The 21178-nt window shown below is 69.1% G+C and carries 18 protein-coding genes and 1 tRNA gene; 10 read left to right on the plus strand and 9 right to left on the minus strand.

The genetic code is table 11. The annotated features are described in order from the left end of the window. The first annotated feature begins 40 nt into the window (after positions 1-40). The 3 genes from G4D83_RS15510 (at position 41) to G4D83_RS15520 (ending at position 3226) form a co-directional block, all read left to right on the plus strand. Positions 41-1225 (plus strand): MFS transporter, encoded by a 1185-nt coding sequence (locus G4D83_RS15510; RefSeq protein WP_163865531.1) that lies wholly within the window; start codon positions 41-43, stop codon positions 1223-1225. 15 nt (positions 1226-1240) lie between these two features. Beyond that, a complete protein-coding gene (locus tag G4D83_RS15515; RefSeq protein WP_163865532.1) occupies positions 1241-2293 on the plus strand; it encodes a hypothetical protein in 1053 nt (350 codons plus the stop codon). A gap of 132 nt (positions 2294-2425) precedes the next feature. Further along, positions 2426-3226 (plus strand): hypothetical protein, encoded by an 801-nt coding sequence (locus G4D83_RS15520; RefSeq protein ID WP_163865533.1) that lies wholly within the window; start codon positions 2426-2428, stop codon positions 3224-3226. 86 nt (positions 3227-3312) lie between these two features. Here G4D83_RS15520 and fdxA read toward each other — a convergent pair whose 3' ends face one another. The 4 genes from fdxA to G4D83_RS15540 all read right to left on the minus strand — a co-directional run bounded on the left by fdxA (position 3313) and on the right by G4D83_RS15540 (position 6516). Then, positions 3313-3648, minus strand: a complete 336-nt coding sequence (fdxA, locus tag G4D83_RS15525) for a ferredoxin FdxA (protein WP_163865534.1) — start codon at positions 3646-3648, stop codon at positions 3313-3315. Between the two features lie 108 nt (positions 3649-3756). Then, positions 3757-4845: an aspartate-semialdehyde dehydrogenase gene (gene asd / locus G4D83_RS15530; protein ID WP_163865535.1), complete on the minus strand. Its 1089-nt coding sequence runs from the start codon at positions 4843-4845 to the stop codon at positions 3757-3759. 72 nt (positions 4846-4917) lie between these two features. Then, the gene (locus G4D83_RS15535; protein WP_163865536.1) at positions 4918-5268 is read right to left on the minus strand and encodes a rhodanese-like domain-containing protein; all 351 of its coding nucleotides are present in this window, start codon (positions 5266-5268) and stop codon (positions 4918-4920) included. A gap of 96 nt (positions 5269-5364) precedes the next feature. After that, positions 5365-6516, minus strand: a complete 1152-nt coding sequence (locus G4D83_RS15540) for an acyl-CoA dehydrogenase family protein (protein ID WP_163865537.1) — start codon at positions 6514-6516, stop codon at positions 5365-5367. Positions 6517-6663: 147 nt separating this feature from the next. Here G4D83_RS15540 and G4D83_RS15545 point away from each other — a divergent pair. Further along, positions 6664-6735, plus strand: a tRNA-Cys gene (locus G4D83_RS15545). 97 nt (positions 6736-6832) lie between these two features. Here G4D83_RS15545 and G4D83_RS15550 read toward each other — a convergent pair. Next, positions 6833-8497, minus strand: coding sequence for a right-handed parallel beta-helix repeat-containing protein (locus G4D83_RS15550; RefSeq protein ID WP_163865538.1), 1665 nt, complete (start codon positions 8495-8497; stop codon positions 6833-6835). A 120-nt stretch (positions 8498-8617) separates the two neighbouring features. Between G4D83_RS15550 and G4D83_RS15555 the strand changes: the two genes are divergently transcribed. The 3 genes from G4D83_RS15555 (at position 8618) to G4D83_RS15565 (ending at position 12779) form a co-directional block, all read left to right on the plus strand. Beyond that, positions 8618-10411: a SpoIID/LytB domain-containing protein gene (locus G4D83_RS15555; RefSeq protein ID WP_240356347.1), complete on the plus strand. Its 1794-nt coding sequence runs from the start codon at positions 8618-8620 to the stop codon at positions 10409-10411. A gap of 120 nt (positions 10412-10531) precedes the next feature. Then, entirely contained in the window at positions 10532-11773 is a 1242-nt protein-coding gene (locus G4D83_RS15560) for an energy transducer TonB family protein (protein ID WP_163865540.1), read from the plus strand. Between the two features lie 76 nt (positions 11774-11849). After that, positions 11850-12779 carry a cation diffusion facilitator family transporter gene (locus G4D83_RS15565; RefSeq protein WP_163865541.1) on the plus strand — a complete coding sequence of 310 codons (930 nt, stop codon included), beginning with the start codon at positions 11850-11852 and terminating at the stop codon, positions 12777-12779. A gap of 80 nt (positions 12780-12859) precedes the next feature. On the opposite strand, the gene gcvP is transcribed toward G4D83_RS15565, so the two are convergent. From gcvP to gcvT, 3 genes are all read right to left on the minus strand, one after another. Then, the gene (gene gcvP, locus G4D83_RS15570; protein WP_163865542.1) at positions 12860-15766 is read right to left on the minus strand and encodes an aminomethyl-transferring glycine dehydrogenase; all 2907 of its coding nucleotides are present in this window, start codon (positions 15764-15766) and stop codon (positions 12860-12862) included. An 87-nt stretch (positions 15767-15853) separates the two neighbouring features. Beyond that, the gene (gene gcvH / locus G4D83_RS15575) at positions 15854-16246 is read right to left on the minus strand and encodes a glycine cleavage system protein GcvH (protein ID WP_163865543.1); all 393 of its coding nucleotides are present in this window, start codon (positions 16244-16246) and stop codon (positions 15854-15856) included. 29 nt (positions 16247-16275) lie between these two features. Beyond that, positions 16276-17358 carry a glycine cleavage system aminomethyltransferase GcvT gene (gcvT, locus tag G4D83_RS15580; RefSeq protein WP_163865544.1) on the minus strand — a complete coding sequence of 361 codons (1083 nt, stop codon included), beginning with the start codon at positions 17356-17358 and terminating at the stop codon, positions 16276-16278. Between the two features lie 98 nt (positions 17359-17456). On the opposite strand from gcvT, the gene metF reads away from it, so the two are divergent. The 3 genes from metF to G4D83_RS15595 all read left to right on the plus strand — a co-directional run bounded on the left by metF (position 17457) and on the right by G4D83_RS15595 (position 19398). Beyond that, the gene (gene metF, locus G4D83_RS15585; RefSeq protein ID WP_163865545.1) at positions 17457-18329 is read left to right on the plus strand and encodes a methylenetetrahydrofolate reductase [NAD(P)H]; all 873 of its coding nucleotides are present in this window, start codon (positions 17457-17459) and stop codon (positions 18327-18329) included. Beyond that, positions 18326-18742 (plus strand): hypothetical protein, encoded by a 417-nt coding sequence (locus G4D83_RS15590; protein WP_163865546.1) that lies wholly within the window; start codon positions 18326-18328, stop codon positions 18740-18742. The genes metF and G4D83_RS15590 overlap by 4 nt, the downstream gene beginning before the upstream one ends. Before the next feature lie 128 nt (positions 18743-18870). Next, a complete protein-coding gene (locus tag G4D83_RS15595) occupies positions 18871-19398 on the plus strand; it encodes a hypothetical protein (RefSeq protein ID WP_163865547.1) in 528 nt (175 codons plus the stop codon). Positions 19399-19405: 7 nt separating this feature from the next. Here the strand turns inward: G4D83_RS15595 and G4D83_RS15600 are convergent, their stop codons facing one another. Beyond that, positions 19406-20935, minus strand: coding sequence for a sensor histidine kinase (locus G4D83_RS15600; RefSeq protein ID WP_163865548.1), 1530 nt, complete (start codon positions 20933-20935; stop codon positions 19406-19408). Positions 20936-21178: the final 243 nt, after the last annotated feature.

Genomic DNA, 21178 nt, shown 5'->3' on the forward strand with positions numbered 1-21178 from the left:
GGCGGAAACGCACCCGGCCATGTCAAGGTCCAAACCGTCCATGAGCCCCCGCCCTGTCGCCAGCCGTCTGCCGCTGGCGGGCTTCTACTTCCTCTACTTCGCCACGGTGGGCATCGTCCTCCCGTTCCTGCCCGCCTGGTTCAAGTCGCTCTCCCTCTCGGCGACACAGGTGGGACTCCTGCTGTGCCTGAGCCCCTGCGTCTCGCTGCTCGTCCCGCCGCTGTGGGGGCACCTCGCCGACCGCACCGGCCGTACGTCCCGTGTCCTCACCGTGCTGGCGCTCGGCGCGGCGCTCGCCTTCGGGCTGGTGGCCAGCGCTCGCACCTTCGAGACGCTCGTGCCCGCCATGGCGCTGTACGCGTGCTTCGCGTCCGCCTTCACGCCGCTCATGGACACCCTCACCCTCCACCACGTCGCGCGCACTGGCGACAGCTTCTCGCACCTGCGCCTCTTCGGCTCGCTGGGCTTCATCGCCTCGTCCGTCCTCTTCGGACTGCTCGCCACGGACGTGGACCGGACCGTGGTCCTGGCTCCGCTCGCGCTGCTCGCCTTGCTGGTGCCCTGGAGCCTCACCTTGCGCGACACCGCGGCCGCGAGCCGGGGACTGAGCCCCTTCGCGGGGCTCCGGCTCCTGCGGCACAAGGACTTGCGCTGGCTGCTCGCCGCCACCTCTCTGCACTGGATGGCGTGCGCGCCGTTCCATGGGACGTTCTCCATCCACGTCATGGCCCTGGGCCTGTCCCCCGCCGTGGTGGGAACGGTGGCGGGCCTGGGCGTACTCGCGGAAGTCGCGGTGATGGCGCTCTACCCCCGCGTGGCGGGAGGGCTCGCGCCGCGCAATGTCCTGGCCTTCGCCTTCGCCATGAGCGCGCTGCGCTGGGGCGGCATGGCCCTGGTGTCGTCTCCCACGGGAATGCTGCTGCTCGCGCCCCTGCATGGCCTCACGTTCGGCGCCTTCTACGTGGGCAGCGTGGCGTTCCTCTCGCGGCGCGTGCCCCCGGAGATGCGGGCTTCCGGCCAGGCCTTGTTCGCCGCGTTCACCTTCGGACTGGGCGGACTGGTGGGGTACCTGTCGGCGGGAGCCGGGTACGACTGGCTCGGGGGACACCGGCTCTTCGCCGTGGCGGGGGTGCTGGAGCTGGTGGCCGCCGGCCTCGTCCTGCGGGCCGCCATCGCCCCCTCGGAGCCCGCGCCAGGCCCCCTCTCCGCGGGGGCCTCGGGGTGATAGGCTGGCGGCCTCATGCGTATCGCCCGACTGCTCGCACTTGCCCTGGGCCTGCTCGCCGGCCCCGCCATCGCTCAGCCGGAGTTCTTCTTCGGCACCGGTGAAGCCCCCACCTTCCGCGAGGAGGCCCTGGACAAGCGCTTCACCCGCACGCGCCTGTACCAGGCCCTCAACCAGGGCACCGCGGATGCGAACTGCGCACAGCTGGTCGGCGCGTTCCTCACGATGCTGGGCGAGGTGGGCACCCAGTTCCACAAGCGCGACGAGAACTTCATGCTGGACCCAGCGCTGGTGCAGGCGCTGAGCACGCAGCTGATGACGGACCGGTTCCCGGGCAACAGCTTCTTCGTGGCCATGGTGCGCCGGGTGCTCATCGACAAGAAGCTGAGCGCCGACTGGCTCCAGACCGCCGAGTCACTCGTCCCCTTCTATCCCGCCATCGACATGGCGCGGATGCGCTTCCTCGCCGACGGAGTGAAGCCCGTGGACAGCTTCCTGCTCACCCTGCCCGTGCTGCGCGAGCGCTACGCGGAGGAGGTCCAGCGCGTCAACTCGGTGGCCATGTCCACCGCCGAGGCGCTGTTCCGCGACAACTACCTGGACCACGAGCTGGCGTTCAGCGGCATGGAGCTGGTGGACGTCAAGCTGGAGAAGCCCAAGAAGAAGAAGCTCAAGAAGGGCGAGGAGCCCGAGCCGGAGCGCATGGTGGCTCGACTCGTCTGGGTGGAGCCCGAGCCGCCCGCGCAGGTCACCTACGAGTTCCAGTTCGGCAAGCCGCGCAAGCGCGAGCGCGTGGACATCACCGCCATCCTCCAGGACAAGCAGTACGTCGACCTCAACAAGCTGCTCAAGGGCAACCGCGTGCTCGTGCGCGGGCGCTTCTGGGAATACAAGAAGGGCATTTCGGCGATCGAGATTCGCGACGCGCTCCTCTTCCAGGAGCGGGACTGGGCGCGCGTAGGGACCCTCGTCGAGCCGATGGCCCTGGCCTCGTGCCCCCTGGCCGTCAACGACTTGTCCGGCATCGCCCCCGTCCAGCCCGGCGCCTTCGGCAGCAAGGGGCGCTGAGCCGTCCCTCGTCGGAGCCTCGCCTCCGAGCGTCGGGATGGTGACGTCCTCCTTCGACACGCGCCTCCACGGTGTCGAAGCCCTGGCATGACGACTGCTTCGTCCCTCGCGCCCATGCCTGCGAGGGATGACATGAAGGTCGACACCGAGGCCCGTACCGAAAGCAGCGCTCCGACGCGGCAACACCCCGACGGAGAGCGGTTCCAGCGAGCCCTCCAGGAAGCCACGTCGAAGAGGCCCGCGCCCCCCACGCCCAGCGCCGCCACGCGTGACATCCGGCCCGTGCGGCCCGCAACGCTTCGCCCCCTACCCGCCGCGGTGGGGCCCGGCACCGCACGGACCACGTCGACCCTCCTCGCGACCTCCCGAGGCGCGCTGTCCACGCCCGAGCGACTCACGGTGACGCGACAGGCGATGCATGCCGAGTCCTTCCGACTGGGAAGCGTGCGCGGTGAAGCCCAGACGGCGAGCCAGGAGCGCACCGAGCACCGCCTCACGGACCTCCTCTCGCGGGAGCTTTCTCGAGAGCCTCGCGCGCCCGCCCCTCCGAGCAGCCCCTTCGGCACGGAGCCATCCGCCGCGCCACAGGAGCCCCTTCGGACGCCCAAGGCCGTGGAGGGAATCGGCGCGGAGGGGCGGAGCCCGGCGACTGGAGGCGCGGCGAGGAGCGAAGCCGCGCCGACGTCCCGCGTCGACTCCACGATGGAGGTCATCGAGCGCATCGAGGTCTTCGTGAAGTCGCAGCGTCCGGCGCTGAGCCTCAGTGTCCGGGGGACACTCGACGCCACCGTGGAGGTAGAGCGGACGGGCCCTCGTGAGGTGAGGCTCCACATCCAGGGACACCACGGACCGGTGCCTACCGAACAGGTCATCCGGCTGCGGGATGCCCTGGAGGCACGCGGGCTGAAGCTCCACTCACTGCGCACTGGATGAGCGGGCACGAAACGGCGAAGGCCCTCTCGCCAGCAGCGGGCGGGAGGGCCTCCATGAGACGCACGGGCGCGACAGGCGCCAGCGGGCTACTTGCCGGGCTTCGTGTCCAGCATGGCGCGCTTGCCGTCCTTCTCCTTGTACTCCTCGGCCTCGCCCAGCGGCGACTTCTTCTCCGCGATGTTCGGCCACTTGGTGGAGAAGTCCGCGTTCAGCGTCTTGTACTCGGACCACTTCGAGGGGAGCTCGCTCTCCGGGAAGATGGCCTTGGTGGGGCACACGGGCTCGCAGGCGCCACAGTCGATGCACTCGTCGGGGTGGATGACCAGGAAGTTCGCACCCTCGTAGAAACAATTGACCGGGCAGACCTCGACACAGTCAGTGTACTTGCACTTGATGCAAGGGTCCGCGACGACGTAGGCCATGAAAGCTCTCCTCTAGATTTCTTCAGCGCGTCCGTGGGCGCGCAGACTAATGGTTCGTTCCAGGGATGGCACCCTGAATTTGTGACCGCTGTCCGACGCGTGTCGCTGTCAGCCGAGCAACCCCTGGGCCCGCAGCTGTTCCGCCACGAGGATGGACCCACGCGCGGCCCCCATCTTGGTGTTGTGGGAGACGAGCACGTACTTGAAGCCGTTCTCCAGCACACCATCCTCGCGCACCCGGCCGACCGTGGTGGCCATGCCCCCATGGGTCTCCCTGTCCAGCCGCGGCTGAGGACGGAAGGGGTCGTCCATCACCTCAATCCACCGGACGGGCGAGGACGGCAAATCCCTGGCCACCTCGGCGCCGCGCCACTCGCGCATCGCCTGGGTGACTTCCGCCACCGTGGCCTTGGTGCCGAGCGAGACGAAGACGGACTCGGTATGCCCCTCCAGCACCGCCACGCGGGTGCAGGTGCAGGACACCCGGACGTCGTGGGGGGTGAGGGCCGCGCCGCTCGCGTTCAGGGCCCCGAGGATCTTCTTCGTCTCCACCTCGACCTTGTGCTCCTCCTTGGGGATGTAGGGGATGACGTTGTCGAGGATGTCCATGCCGATGACGCCCGGAGAGCGTCCGGCGCCGGACATGGCCTGGAGGCTGGTCATCAGCACGGCCTTCACCCCGAAGCGCTCTGCGAGCGGGGCCAGCGTGACGGCCAGGCCCGTCGTGGTGCAGTTGGGGCTGGGGACGATGAAGCCCTTCCAGCCCCGCTTGCGCTGCTGCTCGCGCACGAGCGGCGCGTGAGCGGCGTTGACGGGGGGGATGAGCAGGGGGACGTCGTCGTCGTAGCGGAAGGCGCTGGCGGCGGAGAAGACGGGGATGTCCTTCGCCAGCCGGGGCTCCAGCTCACGCGCCACGTCCGCCTCCACGGCGGAGAAGACGAGGTCGTAGTCCTTGGACTGCAGCGCGTCGCCGCTGACGACCTGCATGCGGGCGACCTCGGGCGACAGCGGCTCGGAGACGAACCACGCCGTCATGCCATTGGCCGTGCGCAGGGCGTCCCCGTAGGATTTGCCCGCCGAACGAGGCGACGCGGCGAGGCCGGTCAGCTCGATGAACGGGTGGTTCCTGAGGGCCGCGATGAATTGCTGACCCGCGAGTCCGGTGGCGCCAACGAGGGCGGCACGAAGCTTGGCCATGGGGACGGTTCTCCGAGGGAGGAAGTCCGCCGCTCCATACACCCTTTGACGACGCACCGCATCCACCGAACCTCAGCGGGGCAGCGCCACCTGGGCACGGCCACGGCGCTCGGTGGGGTAGCCCCCTCGGATCCAAGCGGAGAGTCCCCCGTCGAGGCACACCGCCTCCCGCCCGTGCATGCGCAAGAGCCGGCAGACCCGGCTGACATCGGACCCGTCGTGCGTGCCACCACACAGGACGATGAGCTCGTCATCGGGGAGCATGCGGTGATCCCTGGCCACCTCCGAGGGGGACATTCTCAAGGCGCCGGGGATGTGCAGGTCATGGTGCTCCCATTCAGTGGGGGCGCGACAGTCGATGACGAGGATCTCATCATCGCCCAGGCGCAGGTACAGCTCGGTACACAGGATGCTCGACTCCACGAGGACCTCCGCGGGGGCTCTCGGGGCTCAACCAGGGACACCGCGGGCCTCTTCCATCCCGCCTGGTCGCCTGCTCCTCCCCCGCGGACCGCGGCCCTACAGCCCGAGTTGCTTGGCGATGATCTCGTTCATCACCTCGCTGGCCCCGCCTCCGATGGGGCCCAGGCGGGCGTCGCGCCAATGACGCTGGATGTCGTACTCCATCATGTAGCCGGCGCCCCCGTGGAGCTGGAGGCACTCGTCGGCGACGCGGCATGCCGTCTCGGTGGCCACCTTCTTCGCCATGGAGGTCTGCGCGACGGCCCACTCGCCCGCCGCGTGCAGCCGCAGCGCGTGGTAGGTGAGCTGGCGGGCACACTCGCGGGCGGTGAACAGGTCCGCCAGTTTGTGGCGCACCACCTGGAGCTGGCTGAGCGACTGGCCAAAGGCGCGGCGCGACTTCACGTGCTCGACGACGCGCTCCAGCATGTCCTCCATGGCGCCCAACGCGCCCAGCGCGAGCGAGAGCCGCTCCCACTGGAAGTTGCCCATGATCTGCGAGAAGCCCTGGTTCTCCACCCCCAGCAGGTTCTCCACGGGGATGAGGCAGTCCTCCATGAACAGCTCGGCGGTGTCCGAGGCCCGCCACCCCAGCTTCTTCAGCTTGCGGCTCACCGTGAAGCCAGGCGTGTCCTTCTCCACCACCAGCATGGACAGGCCCTTGTGCCCCGCCGAGGGGTCCGTCTTCACCGCCATGACGACGAAGTCCGCGCGCACGCCGTTGGTGATGTACGTCTTGGAGCCATTCACGACGTAGTGCGCGCCATCGCGCCGGGCCGTGGTGCGCAGGCCCGCGACGTCCGAGCCGGCGTCCGGCTCCGTGATTCCCAGCGCGCCAATCTTCTCGCCCCGAATCGCCGGGGCCAGCCAGCGGCGCTTCTGCTCCTCCGTGCCGAACAGGTGGAGCGGGCCGGTGGCGATGGTGAACTGCGCTCCCAGGCCCGCCGACACGCCGCCCGAGCCACACCGCCCCAGTTCCTCCAACAGCACCGCCTCGTAGTGGCAACCAGCGTCCGTGCCCCCGTACTCGACGGGGTACTTCAAGCCCAGGAAGCCCAGCTCCCCGAAGCGCGCGAAGAGCTCCCGGGGGAACTCCTCCGCCTCCTCCCAACCCGCGACGTGGGGGAGGATCTCCTTCTCCACCACCGCCCTGACGGTGCGGCGAAAGGCCTCGTGCTCTTCCTCGTACACCCCATGCCCATGCAGCATCTGAAACCCCTCGGCCCGTTCGTGCGCGCGCAGCCCACCCACGGGCTCGCTTTGACGCGAATCGTACCGGTACACCTCGCCCACCGCTTCCGTTGAATCCTTGACCGGGCGGTGGCGGGCTGCGTATAAACCCGGCCCCAAGCCGTTGGCGCCATAGCCAAGTGGTAAGGCAAAGGTCTGCAAAACCTTCATTCCCCGGTTCGAATCCGGGTGGCGCCTCACAAAGAAAAGGCCCGATGCGGAAGTCGCTCCGCATCGGGCCTTCTCTTTTTTCCGGCAAGCCTGGTGGCCTGCCGGACAGGCGTGGGCCCGCGCGTCAGCAGCCCATTTCGACCGCGCCGATGTCGGGCGCACCGCCGCAGTACGGCAGCCCCACGTCGATGCCCTTGTCCACGGCGAGCAGGCCCGGACCGAAGCCCTCGCCCAGGTCCGCGGAGCCGCTGGCGGACGACGCATCCCCCGCCGTGGTCTTGAACTGCTCCACGCCCACCACCGCGCCGTTGCTCTTGAACTGACCGCTGGCGGCGAAGAGGTTGTTGCCCAGCTTCATGCCCGGCGCCTGGGCACCCATGTCCACGGAGATGGCGCCGTCCAGGATGTTGTTGCGCACCACCGGAGACTGGGTGGCGCCGCCCGTGCCGTGGCCGAGGACGAGGCCGGTGGACACCTTGGTGATGGTGTTGTTCACCACCACGGTGCCCTTGGAGTTCTCCAGGCGGATGCCCGTCCCCTCGCCGCCCGCCGCCGTGGTGATGTCGTGCACGCGATTGCGGCGGATGACGATGCCGGAGGGCACGGGGCCCTCGTGATTCCCACCGACGGAGATGCCCTTGGCGCCGTCGTAGATTTCGTTGTCCTCCACCATCACGTTGTTGGCGGAGTAGTGAATCACCACCACGTCGCCCTTGGCGGTGCTCGTCGGGCGGAACTGGTGCATGCGGTTGTTGCGGATGACCACGCCGTAGCAGGTCTTGATGTCCACCGCGTTCTCACGGTTGCCGTAGAAGTGGTTGTTCTCCACCAGCAGCCCGTTGGCGGGCGGCAGCGAACTGAAGCCCTCGGGCCCGAGGCACTGCACGGAGTCACCCGAGTTGGCGTGGATGTCATTGTTGCGCACGGTGATGTTCTTGGACGTGGGCTGCACGACGACGCCGTGCGAATCCTGGTTGCCCGTCGTCTTCAGGAAGTCGTGGATGTGGTTGTTCTCGATGATGGCGCCCGAGGCATTGTTGTAGGTCGTCACGCCCGCGCCGCCACCACCGTGGTGCAGGTCCGAATTCGCCAGCGTGGAGCCGGCGACGTTGCCCTCGAAGGTGACGCCGAAGATGGGCTGACGCTGCACGTCCAGTTCGAAGCCGTCGATGACCCAGTGCGGCTGACGCACCTGCACCATGGCGCCGCTGCCGGCGCCGGGGATGATGCGCGGGCTGCCCTCGCCCTGGAGGGTGATTTTGCCGCCCTCGGTGCCCGCCTTCGCGTTGGCGCCGATGATGACACGCTCGGCGTAGATGCCGGCCTGCACGCGGATGACCTCGCCGGGGCCCGCCAGGCCGACGGCCTTGGTGATGGTCTTCAGGGGCTTCGCGGCGCTGCCGTCCCCCGCGTCATTGCCCGAGGGACTCACCACCCACTCGCGGGTGAAGGACTTCTTGGACGCCTGCGACAGCGCGTTCGCCTGGATGCCCGGCTGGGGCGAAGGCGTGACGATGCCGGCGTGGTCCGCGTGCGAGGGCAGCGCGGCCACGGGGGTGTCGGGGACGGCCTGCACCCCGATGGGAGGCAGGCTGCCGGTCGCCGCCGAGGCACCGGGCGTCGAGGGGGCGGTTGGCGTCTTGGGCGCCGAAGCGCCGGGGAGCTTCGGCGTCGGGATGAAGGAACCCAGGCCCGCTGCGTGAGCGGTCGAACCGAGCATGAGCAGGCTGGCGGCCAGGCTGGCCACGGGAGTCTTCAGCTTCAGGTACTTGCCTTTGAAAATTCGCATGAGCAGGACGAACGCGTTGCGCGCCGCGTTCTATTCGCCACGTGACAAGCCCACCCGGACGGGCCAGCGGGCGTCCGGTCCGTGACAGGCCCCGCCCCGGCGGGTACGGTGTCGCCCCCCGTGCGCACCGCCGTCCCGCTCCTGCTCTCCGCCGTGCTGCTCGCCTCCTGCGCGAGCCCCAAGCCTCCACCCCACCTGGCGAATCCCTCGGTGGAGGCCCTGGCCGATGAGGGCCAGGACGCCGGGACGGACGCGGGCAGCCTGCCCTCCTCCCCGGACGGGGGAACGAGCGACGGGGGCGTGGACACCAGCGCGCTGCCGGGCGCGCCTGGAGAAGACCCGCTGGCGCAAGGAATCCCAGGCCCCGGTGAGCTGAAGCGCCTGGACTTCCGGGGCGGAGAGCCTCGGCTCCCCATCCGCCTCATGGAGGGACGGCGCGAGGCGACCTTCTCCCCCCGAGGCCGGATGCGGATGCGCTTCGGCGGAGCGGTGGACAAGGTGCTGGACGCCGCGGCGGGGACGCGGTGGACGGTGCGCGTGACGCAGGGGACGCCCGCGGTGCTCTCCGCGCGCGTGCAGTTGGGCGAGCACCGGTTCGCGGACCGGGAGGGGCTCGCCGCCGCGCAGGAGGAGTGGAGGGCCCGGGGCCTCGCGGTGCGCACGCAGGTGCTGGGCGCGGTGTACGGCATCGCCGGCAAGGTCATCGACAACCGGCGTTCACTGCTCCTGGTGGATGAGGTGCTCACCCCCGAGGAGGCCGCGACGCGACAGGCGGAGCTGCTGCGCCAGTTCGGCGCGCGGACCATTCTCTTCGAGGAGGTCCGCACTCCCGCGCGCGCCATCCTGGAGGTGCGCGATGAGTCCGGCGCGGTGGTGGGCCTGGCGCAGGACAAGCTGGACGCGGACTCCCCGGACGGCGCGGGCTTCGACGTGCGACAGGTGGAGTTCGGCGTCGGCTACGACTTCCACGGCTTCGAGGACCGGACGTTCCGGGGCGCGCTCCAGTTCTCCGTGGACCGCCTGGGCCTGCTGGCGGTGGTGAACGTGGTGCCGCTCGAGGACCTGCTCAAGGGCCTGGTGCCCGCGGAGATTTTCGCCCGCGCCCACTCGGAGGCGCTCAAGGCCCAGGCCGTCACCGCGCGCGGCGAGGTGCTCGCGAAGGTGGGAATCAAACACCTGGCGGACCCCTATCTGCTGTGCTCGGAGCAGCACTGCGCCGTGTACCGGGGGCGCACGGGCGAGGCGGCCAGCACGTCCGCGGCGGTAGAGGCCACCCGGGGCCAGGCCCTCTTCAGCGCGGACGGCCGGCTGGTGGACTCCGTCTACAGCGCGGTGTGCGGAGGCCACACCGAGGACAACGACATCGTCTGGGGCGGCCCGCCGGACCCAAGCCTGCGCGGGCGCCCGGACATCCTGGAGCCCTCGGGCAGCACGCCTTCCCCTTCCCGCCTGGAGGCCTGGCTGGCCGCGCCCGACGTGAGGGCCGCCTGCCGGCTGTCCAGCTTCGCCCAGCCCAGCAAGTTCCGCTGGGAGAAGCGCTTCACGGCTGCCCAGGTGGACGCGCTCGTCACCCGGCTGGGGGTGGGACGCGTCCAGGCCATGAGTCTTCAGGAGCGGGGCGTGTCCGGCCGGGCCCGGGTGCTCGCGTTATCCGGGGACCTGGGGGCCACCCAGGTGCGTGGCGAACTGAACATCCGCCGCCTCTTCGGGATGCTGAACAGCAGCATGGCGGTGGTGGAAGCCGAGCGGGACGCCGAGGGCCGACCCACCCACTGGCTTTTCCGTGGCGGCGGCTGGGGCCACGGAGTAGGGATGTGTCAGACGGGCGCCATCGGCCGAGCCGAGGCCGGGCAGCGCTACGAGGAAATCCTCCGTCACTACTTCAATGGTGCTGAAGTCGCCCCCATCTACTGACCTGAAGAGGGGGCGCGCCTGAGAACCAGTGCACGTCTCGTGAATGTCCTCCCCTGCCCAGGTGTTCCGCCGCGAACGGGACGGGACTAGGCAGCGGGCCCGGAGGTTTATCATCGCGCCGTGAGCACGGGTTCTTCTCCGAAGTCAGACTGGCGCCGCAAGCGGCGGCGAGCATCCCCTTGGCGAGTGGTCGCCGCGGTGCTGCTCGCCCTGGCGCTTCATGGCGCCTACCTGGCCATCGTGCTCTTCACGGGGACGCTTCCGCCGACGGGACGGGAGCGCAAGCCCGTCACCCGCCCCCCCACCTCCGTGGCCGTGCGGCCGTTGACGGAAGACCAGTGGGCCCGGAACCGGGGCAAGACGGACTCGAAGACGCAGACGACCCAGAAGCCCCGCGTCCAGGACAAGAAGCCCGAGGAGAAGAAGCCAGAGACCAGGCCCGAGGGGCAGGTGGTGGACCTGGCGCCGGGCAACGAGCAGCAGGCACCCGACGCGAAGTACCTCGCGGAGCACAACAACCGCGTGGACAAGGAGACGCGGGCCCGGGAGCAGACGCCCTTCTACCGCAACGCCATGCCGCAGCGCACCGCGCCCCAGGAGCAGAAGGGCGCGGACGCGGAGCCGCAGGCGCCGCGCATCGCCGGCAACAACGGCATGGGCAATGACGACCGGCCGCTCGCCGAGGGGGGCCAGAAGTTCGCGTTCGAGGTCCCCGACATCCACAAGAAGAACGAAGTGAAGGTGAAGACGGACCCGAACACGCCCGGCGGCGTGGCGGTGAACAACCAGAACGAGAGCGAAGAGCTGACGGGCAACGCGAAGCGCCTGCGAATCCAGCCGGGCACCGGGGGTGAGCAGGAAGGCTCCGCCGGACGCGTGGGCTCGCCGGGCATCGCCGCGTTGATGCCGTCTCGCGCGGTGATGGACAAGGTGCTGGGCGCCGCTCCCAATGACCACCTGCGCGACGTGGATGAAGGCGACGGCACGCTGCTCAACTCGCGCGAGTGGAAGTACGCCAGCTTCTTCAACCGCGTGAAGCAGAGCGTGGGCATGCACTGGAATCCCAACGAGACGCTGCTCCGGAGAGACCCCACGGGCAGCATGTTCACCGGGAAGGACCGGCACACGATGTTGGAGATCACGTTGGACGAGAAGGGCCGCGTGACGAACATCGAGGTGGAGAAGAGCAGCGGCCTGGACTTCCTGGACATGGAGGCGGTGTCCTCGTTCCAGCGCGCGCAGCCCTTCCCCAACCCACCGCCGGGGTTGTTGAGCGACGACTCGAAGGTGCGCTTCTCTTTCGGGTTCTTCCTGGAGATGGGGGGCGGCCCGCGCATGCGGCTGTTCCGCCAGCCCAACTGACGTTCGCTTCACCACGCGCGGCGTGAGAGGTCCTCGCCGCCGGACTCGGTTCCCACTACGGTGCCGCGCCGTGGACATGTCCTCCGCCGACAGAAGCACCGCGCTCCAGCAGCGCAGCCAGCGCATCCGCAACGTGCTGCTCGCCATCCTCGTGGCCAACTGGGTGGTGGCGGGCGCCAAGCTCCTCTTCGGCTTCCTCAGCCAGTCCGCCGCGGTGACGGCGGATGGACTGCACTCGTTCATCGACGGTGGCTCCAACGTCCTGGGACTGGTCGCCATGGGCGTGGCCTCGCGGCCGGCGGACGAGGACCACCCCTACGGGCACGGCAAGTTCGAGGCGCTCGCCTCGCTGGGCATCGGCGCGATGATTGGCATCGGCATGCTGGAGCTGGGGCGCATGGCGCTCGACTCGCTGCTGTATGAGCGTCACGCGCAGGTGACACCGGCCATGGCCGTCGTCATGGTGCTCACCCTCGGCGTCAACCTGGCGGTGACGCGCGTGGAGAGCCACTACGGGCGCAAGTACCAGAGCAGCCTGCTGCTGGCGGACGCGAGCCACACGCTGTCCGACGTCTACGTCACGCTGGCGGTGCTCGCGTCGCTGGGACTGGTGGCGCTGGGCTATCCGAAGGCGGACGGCATCATCGCCCTGGGCGTCATGGTCTTCGTGGCGTGGGTGGCCTACGGCATCGTCCGGCAGGCGGTGGGCATCCTCTCCGACACGGCGAGGTTGGACCCCGCGCAGGTGGCGCAGCACACCGTGGGCGTTGCCGGCGTGCGCAGTTGCCGCGACGTGCGCAGCCGGGGCATGGAGGAGAGCGTCTACGTCGACCTCAAAATCGAGGTGGACCCGAACCTCACCACCGCCCAGGCCCACGAGGTGGCGGACCGCGTGGAGCGCACCCTCCACGCCGCCTATCCCCAGGTGGTGGACGTCGTCGTCCACGTGGAGCCCGAGCACGCGGGCACCACCCGAGCAGAGGGCATCGCGCCGCACGCGAGCTGAGTCGGACCCGCGCGAAAAACAAGGGCCGCCTCCCCACGTGAGGGAGACGGCCCCGGGACTCACCGAGCTTGCGCGGCCCGTCAGGCGACGGCGGGCTTGGGCTCCGGCGTCATGTAGTCCTCGATGGGCGGGCACGAGCACACGAGCTTGCGGTCACCGAGCACGTTGTTCAGGCGCCCCACGGACGGCCAGAACTTGTTGTCGCGCACCCATGGGGCCGGGAAGACCGCCAGCTCGCGCGAGTAGGGACGGTTCCACTCCGGGCTCGTAATCGTGCGGACGGTGTGGGGTGCGTTCTTCAGGACGTTGTTGTCCTTCGGCATGCGCCCCTCCTCGACTTCACGAATCTCCTGGCGGATGGCGATCATCGCGTCGCAGAAGCGATCCAGCTCCGCGCGGGACTCGCTCTCCGTGGGCTCGATCATCAGCGTGCCCGCGACGGGGAACGACACCGTCGGCGCGTGGAAGCCGTAATCCATCAGCCGCTTGGCCACGTCCTCGACCTCGACACCCGACGTCTTCTTCAGCGGGCGCAGGTCGACGATGCACTCGTGCGCCACCCTGCCCCGCTTGCCCCGGTACAGCACCGGGTAGTGAGGCTGCAGCCGCTCCGCGATGTAGTTGGCGTTGAGGATGGCCAGCTTCGTCGCCTTCGTCAGGCCCTCGCCGCCCATCATCGAGATGTACATCCAGGAGATGAGCAGGATGCTCGCGCTGCCCCACGGAGCCGCGGAGATGGCGCCAATGGCGTCCGCTCCCCCCGTCTGGATGACCGGGTGCCCCGGCAGGTGCTTCACCAGGTGGCTGGCCACGCAGATGGGACCCATGCCCGGGCCACCACCGCCGTGCGGGATGCAGAACGTCTTGTGCAGGTTGATGTGGCAGACATCCGCGCCCACCAGCCCGGGCGCCGTGAGGCCCACCTGCGCGTTGAGGTTCGCGCCGTCCATGTACACCTGACCACCGCGCTCGTGGATGATGGAGCAGATCTCCTTGATCTCCTCCTCGAACACGCCGTGCGTGGACGGGTACGTCACCATCAGCGCGGCGAGCTTGTCCTTGTGCTCCTCCGCGCGGGCGCGCAAGTCGTTCAGGTCGATGTTGCCATTCTCATCGCACCTGGTGACGACGACCTTGTAGCCCGCCATGACGGCGGAGGCCGGGTTGGTGCCGTGCGCGGAGGATGGGATGAGGCACACGTCGCGGTGCCCCTGCCCTCGCCCCTGGTGGTACGCGCGGATGACGAGCAGGCCCGCGTACTCGCCCTGGCTGCCCGCGTTCGGCTGCAGCGAGCAGCCCGCGAAGCCCGTGATTTGGGAGAGCATCTGCTCCAGTTGCTCGAAGATGACCTTGTAGCCGGCCGCCTGCGAGGTGGGCGCGAAGGGATGCAGCCGGCCGAACTGCGGCCACGTCACCGGAATCATCTCCGCGGTGGCGTTGAGCTTCATCGTGCAACTGCCCAGCGGAATCATCGAGTGCGTCAAGGACAGGTCCTTCGCCTCGAGCCGCCGGATGTAGCGCAGCATCTCCGTCTCGGAGTGGTAGCTGTTGAAGACCGCGTGCGTGAGGAACGCGCTCGTGCGGCGCAGCTCCGGCACCACCGGCGTCTCCACGTTGGCGCCCACGTCGTCCAGCGATGAAGGCGCGGCCTTGCCCGCGCCCGTGGCGAAGGCCGCGAGGATGGCCTCCACGTCGGACACGCGGGACGTCTCGTCCAGCGACACACCCAGCGTCTTCTCGTCGATGCGGCGGAAGTTCATCCGCGCCGACTCGGAGGCCGCGAGCACCGCGCGCACCTGCGGCGTCGTCAGCTCCACGCGCAGCGTGTCGAAGTACTGCTCGTGCCGGACCTTCAAGCCCAGCTTCGCGAGGCCGCGAGCCAGCAGCACGGTGAGCCCGTGCACGCGCTCGGCGATGGCCTTCAGGCCCTGGGGCCCGTGGTAGACGGCGTACATGCTGGCGATGACGGCCAGCAGCACCTGCGCGGTGCAGATGTTGCTCGTCGCCTTCTCGCGGCGGATGTGCTGCTCGCGCGTCTGGAGCGCCATGCGCAGCGCACGTCGGCCCTGCGCGTCCTCGGACACGCCGATGAGGCGGCCCGGCATCACGCGCGTGTACGCGTTCTTCGTCGCGAAGTAGCCCGCGTGCGGACCGCCGTACCCCATGGGCACGCCGAAGCGCTGCGCGCTGCCCACCGCCACGTCCGCGCCGAACTCGCCCGGAGGCGTCAGCAGCGTGAGGCTCAAGAGGTCCGCGGCGACGATGAGCAGTCCTCCCGCCGCGTGCACCTTCTCGCCGAACGCGCGGTAGTCCAGCACCGCGCCGTCCGTGGCCGGGTACTGCACCAGCGCGCCCACGTACTTCTTCGCGGACAGGTCCACCGTGCGGTGGTCACCGACAACGATTTCCACGCCCAGCGGCTCGGCGCGCGTGCGCACCACGTCCACCGTCTGCGGGTGGCAGCCCTCGGAGACGAAGAAGGCAGCCCCGGCGTCTTCACCCTTCAGGTGCAGCGCCAGCCCCATCGCCTCGGCGGCGGCCGTGCCCTCGTCGAGCAGCGACGCGTTGGCGACCTCCAGGCCCGTCAGGTCCATCACCATCGTCTGGAAGTTGAGCAGCGCCTCCAGCCGACCCTGGGCGATCTCCGCCTGATAGGGCGTGTACTGGGTGTACCAGCCCGGGTTCTGGAAGATGTTGCGCAGGATGACGTTGGGCGTGTGCGTGTCGTGGTAGCCCATGCCGATGAAGGACCGGAACACCTGGTTCTTCGCGGCGATGGTCTCCAGCAGCGCGAGCAGGTCATGCTCCCCCCGCGCCGGCCCCAGCCGCAGCGGCTCCTTGGAACGGATGGCCGGCGGCACGGTCTGGTCGATGAAGGCATCGAGCGAGTCCACGCCCAGCGCGGACAGCATCTGCTTCAGCTCCTGCTCATCCGGACCGATGTGCCGGCCGGCGAACGACTCCTGGTACTTCCAGTTCAGGGACATGGCGGTGGTGGCTCGCGTGCGACTCACGACGGCGGAGTCGGAAAATTCGAGGACCGTCACTAACAACGGCCCTGCGGCGCTTCACTCTCAGGCGTTCTTGAGCAGGTTGCCGTAGGCGGCGGCGTCCAGGAGCTCGCTCACCTGGCTGGTGTCCGAGAGCTCGATTTCGAGGATCCACCCCTCACCGTAGGGGTCCTCGTTCAGCGTCTCCGGGCTCTCGGTGAGCGCGTCGTTCACCTTCACGACCTTGCCGGAGACGGGCGAGAAGAGCTCGGAGACGGCCTTCACGGACTCGACGGTGCCGAACTCGTCGCCCTGGTCGAGGGTGGCGCCCACCTTGGGCAGCTCCACGTAGACGACGTCGCCGAGCGTGGCCTGGGCGTGGTGGGTGATTCCCACCACCACCTTGTTCCCCTCGACGCGGGCCCACTCGTGCTCGTTGGTGTACTTGAGGTTACCGGGGATGTTCTGGTCGGACATGGATGCTCCTCGACAGGGCTAGAAGGAACTCACGGCTTCTTGTGGAACGGCGTCTTCACCACCACGGCGGGCACGGCGCGACCGCGAATCTCGACGTCGAACGTGGAGCCTTCCGCGGCCAGCTCCGCGGGCACGTAGCCGATGCCGATGGGCTTCTTCACCGTCGGGCCCATGGTTCCGCTCGTCACCTCGCCCACCGGCTTGCCCTCCTTGTGGATGGGATAGCCGTGACGGGGGATGCCCGGACCCGTCAGCTCGAAGCCCACCAGCTTGCGCTTCACGCCCGCGGCCTTCTGCGCCACCAGCGCGTCCTTGCCGATGAAACCCGCCTTGTCCAGCTTGACGATCCACCCCAGCCCCGCCTCCAGCGCGGTGTGCGAGTCGTCGATGTCATTGCCGTACAGCGCGTACTTCATCTCCGTGCGCAGGCTGTCGCGCGAGGCCAGGCCGCACGCCTTCACGCCGTCCTGCTGGCCCTCGGTGAGCAGCGCGTTCCAGAGCGCCACCGCGTCACCCGGCGCGCAGTACAGCTCGAAGCCGTCCTCGCCCGTGTAGCCGGTGCGCGAGATGATGGCGCCGACGCCCGCCACCTCGCCCTCCGCGAAGCGGTAGGTGCCAATCTTGGAGGTGTCCGTCTTGGTCAGCCGCTGCACCAGGCCCGCGGCCTTGGGGCCCTGCACGGCGATTTGAGCGAAGTCGTCTCCCCGGTCCACGGGCGTGACACCGCGCGCATGCTCCTTCATCCACGCGAAATCCTTGTCGCGGTTGCTCGCGTTGACGCAGATGAGGATGCGCTCGGGGCTGAAGCGGTAGGCGACGATGTCGTCGACGAAGCCACCCTGCTCGTTGAGCAAGCCCGCATAGACGGCCTGCCCGTCCGAGATGCGAGCGAGGTCATTGGAGATGAGGGCGTTGACGGTCTCCAGCGCGCCGGGACCCGTGAACTCCACCTCGCCCATGTGCGACACGTCGAAGAGGCCAACGTGGTTGCGCACCGCCTCGTGCTCGGCGATGACGGAGGTGTACTGAACGGGCATGTCCCAACCCGCGAAGTCGACCATCCGAGCGCCCAGCGCGCGGTGGGCGTCGTTGAGCGGCGTACGCCGGGCCATCGGCTTCTCCTGATGAAGGGGGGGTGAAAACGGCGCGGACTATAGCCGCGCACCTTCGCCGATCAAGGCCAACGGGGACCGTCTACACTGGGTCCAACATGAAGATTCGTAATCGCTTGAATCCGTCCAACCCTTGCTTCTCCTTCGAGTTCTTCCCGCCGAAGACGGATGAAGGGGTGGCCAACCTGCTCAAGGCGCTGGAGGACCTGGCGCCCTTGGAGCCCGGGTTCGTCTCCGTCACGTACGGGGCGGGCGGCAGCACGCGCGACAGGACGGTGGAGCTCGTCACGCGCATCAAGGCGGAGACGGGCATCGAGGCCATGGCCCACCTGACGTGTGTTGGCCACTCGCGTCAGGAGCTGAAGGAGCTGCTCCAGCGACTGGCGGACGCGAAGCTGGACAACGTCCTCATCCTCCGAGGAGATCCGCCGCAGGGACAAAAGTCCTTCGTCACCGCCGAGGGCGGCTTCACCTACGCCTCGGAGCTGGTGCGATTCATCCGAGAAGAGGATTTCAACTTCTGCCTCGGGGGCGCGTGTTATCCGGAGGGCCACGTGGAGACGGCCTCCCGTGACGACGACTTGCGTCATCTGAAGGCGAAGGTCGACGCGGGGCTGGACTTCGTGGTGACGCAGCTCTTCTTCGACAACGCCTTCTACTTCGACTTCGTGGAGCGGGCCCGTCGCGCGGGCATCAACGTCCCCATCGTCCCCGGCATCATGCCCATCACCAACTTCGAGCAGGTGCAGCGCTTCACGCGCATGTGCGGCGCGACGGTGCCCATGCGCCTGGGCCTGCAGTTGGAGCGGGTGAAGGACCAGCCGGACGCGGTGGTGCAGCTCGGCGTGGCGCACGCCACGGTGCAGTGCATGGAGCTCTTGTCGCGCGGCGTGCCCGGCATCCACTTCTACACGCTCAACAAATCCCCGGCGACGCGGATGATCGTGAGCGCATTGAGAGCCCGTACATGAGCGGTCCTGGCATCCAGCTTCCCCCCGATGACCCGCGCGCGAAGGTCATCGAAATCGTCCGCGCCCCGGCCTTCTTCCTGCTGTGCACGGGCGTGCTGAACGTCTTCTTCAACATCCTGGGCTTCGTGCTCGCGGCGCTGAACGTGACGTCGCCGTTCGCGGGCCCGGGCGGGGCGCCGCTGCAGCTGTCGGTCTCGCTGGCGCTGATGCTGCTGGTGGGAATCCTCTGCGGCGTGCTGTCCGCGTGGGGCGCGCTGAGCGCGCTCAGCCTCAAGGGCTACGGGCTGGCCACGGTGGGCGGCATCACCGCGCTGTACATCCTGTCCCCCGGCTGCGTCGTGGGCGTGCCGGTGGCCGTCTGGATGCTCTTCACGCTGCGCCGGGATGGCGTGCGCGAGGCGTTCCGGAGCTGACGGGCCCGCGAACCCGGGTGGGGTTCCAGACAGGCCCGTGCGACTGGCGGTCGGACTGGTGAGGCTCCTTCGCGGGGCTCACTCATCCGACCCCGCGCCTCTTCCGCCGGCAGCCCACGGAGCCGTCCATGTCGTCCAGAGTCCTCCCGTCCACCCTTCCCGCGCTGCTGAGCGCACTCGCCCTCCTGGCCGCGCCCGCCTGGGCGCAGGTGGGCTCGACGGAGCTGACCTGCGCGGGAGGCGCCTATCAGACGTGGGACCCGGGACTGAGGCTGTCGAACCGGCACGTCATCGCGTCGAACTACACGAGCTACGACACGTGCACGTCGAGCGACGCGCTCGTCACCTCGGGCGTGCTCGTGGCGACGACGGAGCTGTCCACCAGTTGCGCTGGCAACCTGGGGCCCACCGAGGCGACCGTCACGTGGGATGACGGCTCGGTCTCCACCTTCACGCTCCAGGGCTCCGGGGTGGACGTCATCAACGGCGCGCGAGTCCACGTCTCCGTCGGACTGGTGACGGGAGGCCGCTTCCAGGGAGACGCCGTCACCCTGACGCAGGCCATGACTCCCGTGGACCTGCTGTCGTGCCTGTATCCCTCGGGCCTCACCTCCCTCTCGGGCCCGAGCACCCTGCGCCTCACCCGCCTGCGCTGAGCCTCCCTCACGACGGGCAGGCGACCCCGGAGACGGCCCGCACGCGCGGCAGGGAGATGGTGAAGACACTGCCCTCCCCCTCGCGGCTCTCCACCCGCAGCGTCCCACCATGCTGCCGCACGGTGCTGGAGACCACCGTCAGGCCCAGGCCCGTGCCGTGCGCCTTGGTGGTGAAGAGCGGGTCGAAGATGTGGTCCAGCACCCCCGCCGGAATCCCGCCGCCGTTGTCGGCGACGCGAATCTGGAACGCCCGACCGACGCCCAGCTCCGCGCTCACCTCCACCCTGCCCTCGCGACCCAGGGGCATCGCCTCCATCGCGTTCTGCACCAGGTTGATGAGGACCTTGCGGAGCAGCTCCCGGTCCACCCAGGGGGGCTCGAGCGCCGCGGGCACGCGGTTCATCACGGACACTCCGTCGCGCGCGGGCACCACGTCGATGACCTCTTCCATCAGTCCGTGCAGCGAGCACGGCTGGAGCACCAGCGGACGCTCCCGCACGAACTCCAGCATCTCCGACGTGAGGCTGGCGCAGACGCCCAGCTCCCGCTCGATGATGTCGAGGAAGCGCCGCAGCCGGGGGTCGTCCAGCGCCCCCTCCACGTTGCGCAGTCTGCGCACCACCGCCGCGTTCGCCGTGCGCGCCGCCGCCAGGGGATTGCGCAGCTCGTGGCTCACCGTCGCCGTCAACTGCCCCACCGCCGCGAGCTTCTCCAGGCGCGCCATCACCTCCTGGTTGTCCGCCAGCTCCCGGCCACTTCGCTCCGTCGTCCGCTCGCGCTCCTGCTTCTCGCGCTCGTACGCGCGCTCCAGCCGCACCTGCCGCTCCGCGACACACCGCATCTCCCGCGCCACGCCCCGGCACGCGAGCACCAGCACCCCATCCACCAGCCCCACCCAGAACGCCAGCTCCAGCACGCTCCACCCCGACGCGCCGGAGAACGTGGCGCCCGGCGCCGGCCAGCCCATTCCTCGCAGCATGTGCGCGAGCACCGCCGTCACGCCCGCCGTCAGCAGCACCCGTGGGTCTCGATAGAAGCTCAGGAGCGCCAGCGAACCGAAGACATGGAAGTGCGTCTCCAGCCGCGCGCCCGACAGGTGCACGAGCAGCACGGACCACAGCACCTGCGTCACCGCCATCACCTGCCGCGTCACCACCGCGCCAGGCCGCAGCAACGCCAGCGTCACCGGGATGATGCACAGCGGCCCGCCCAGCAGCAGCGCCACCCACAGCGGCTCGGGGCCCGGGTGCATCCGCCAATCCCAGGGATGCGCGGACGTCACCACCGCCAGCGCGAGCGCGAAGACCCACTGGCCCGCCATCAACCAGATGCACAGCCCGTCCGCCCGCCTTCGCACCGCGCCCAGGTACTCCGACAACAGCCACCGCACGCGCGACTCCTGCGTCGCGTCCAGCGGTTTGGATTCCTGTCGTCCGGGCTCCGTCACCGGTGGCAGGGAGCGCAAGGCCTCCCACGTGCCGGAATGACTCGCCAGCGCCCGTCCAGCGAGCGCACCCATTTCATGTTTGTTCGACATCCTCAGGCTCACCCCGGCCGCGCTGGCCCCTCAGGATCCGCCCCATACTAACGCGTCGCGCATATCCAGCAATGCAGTTCTTTCAGCTTAGGCTGGTTGTGGCGCCGTCAACACCTGACTCCGCCCCGCGGGCCGAGGCGCGCCGCATGCCCGCAATGACTGGCATTGTACCTGGGTACAATTCCAAAGCCAGACACCACGACATCCAGTCAATCCGGCTTTGAATCGAGTTGCAGGAAGGCA

It is taken from the genome of Myxococcus eversor (assembly GCF_010894455.1).
GTDB lineage: Bacteria > Myxococcota > Myxococcia > Myxococcales > Myxococcaceae > Myxococcus > Myxococcus eversor.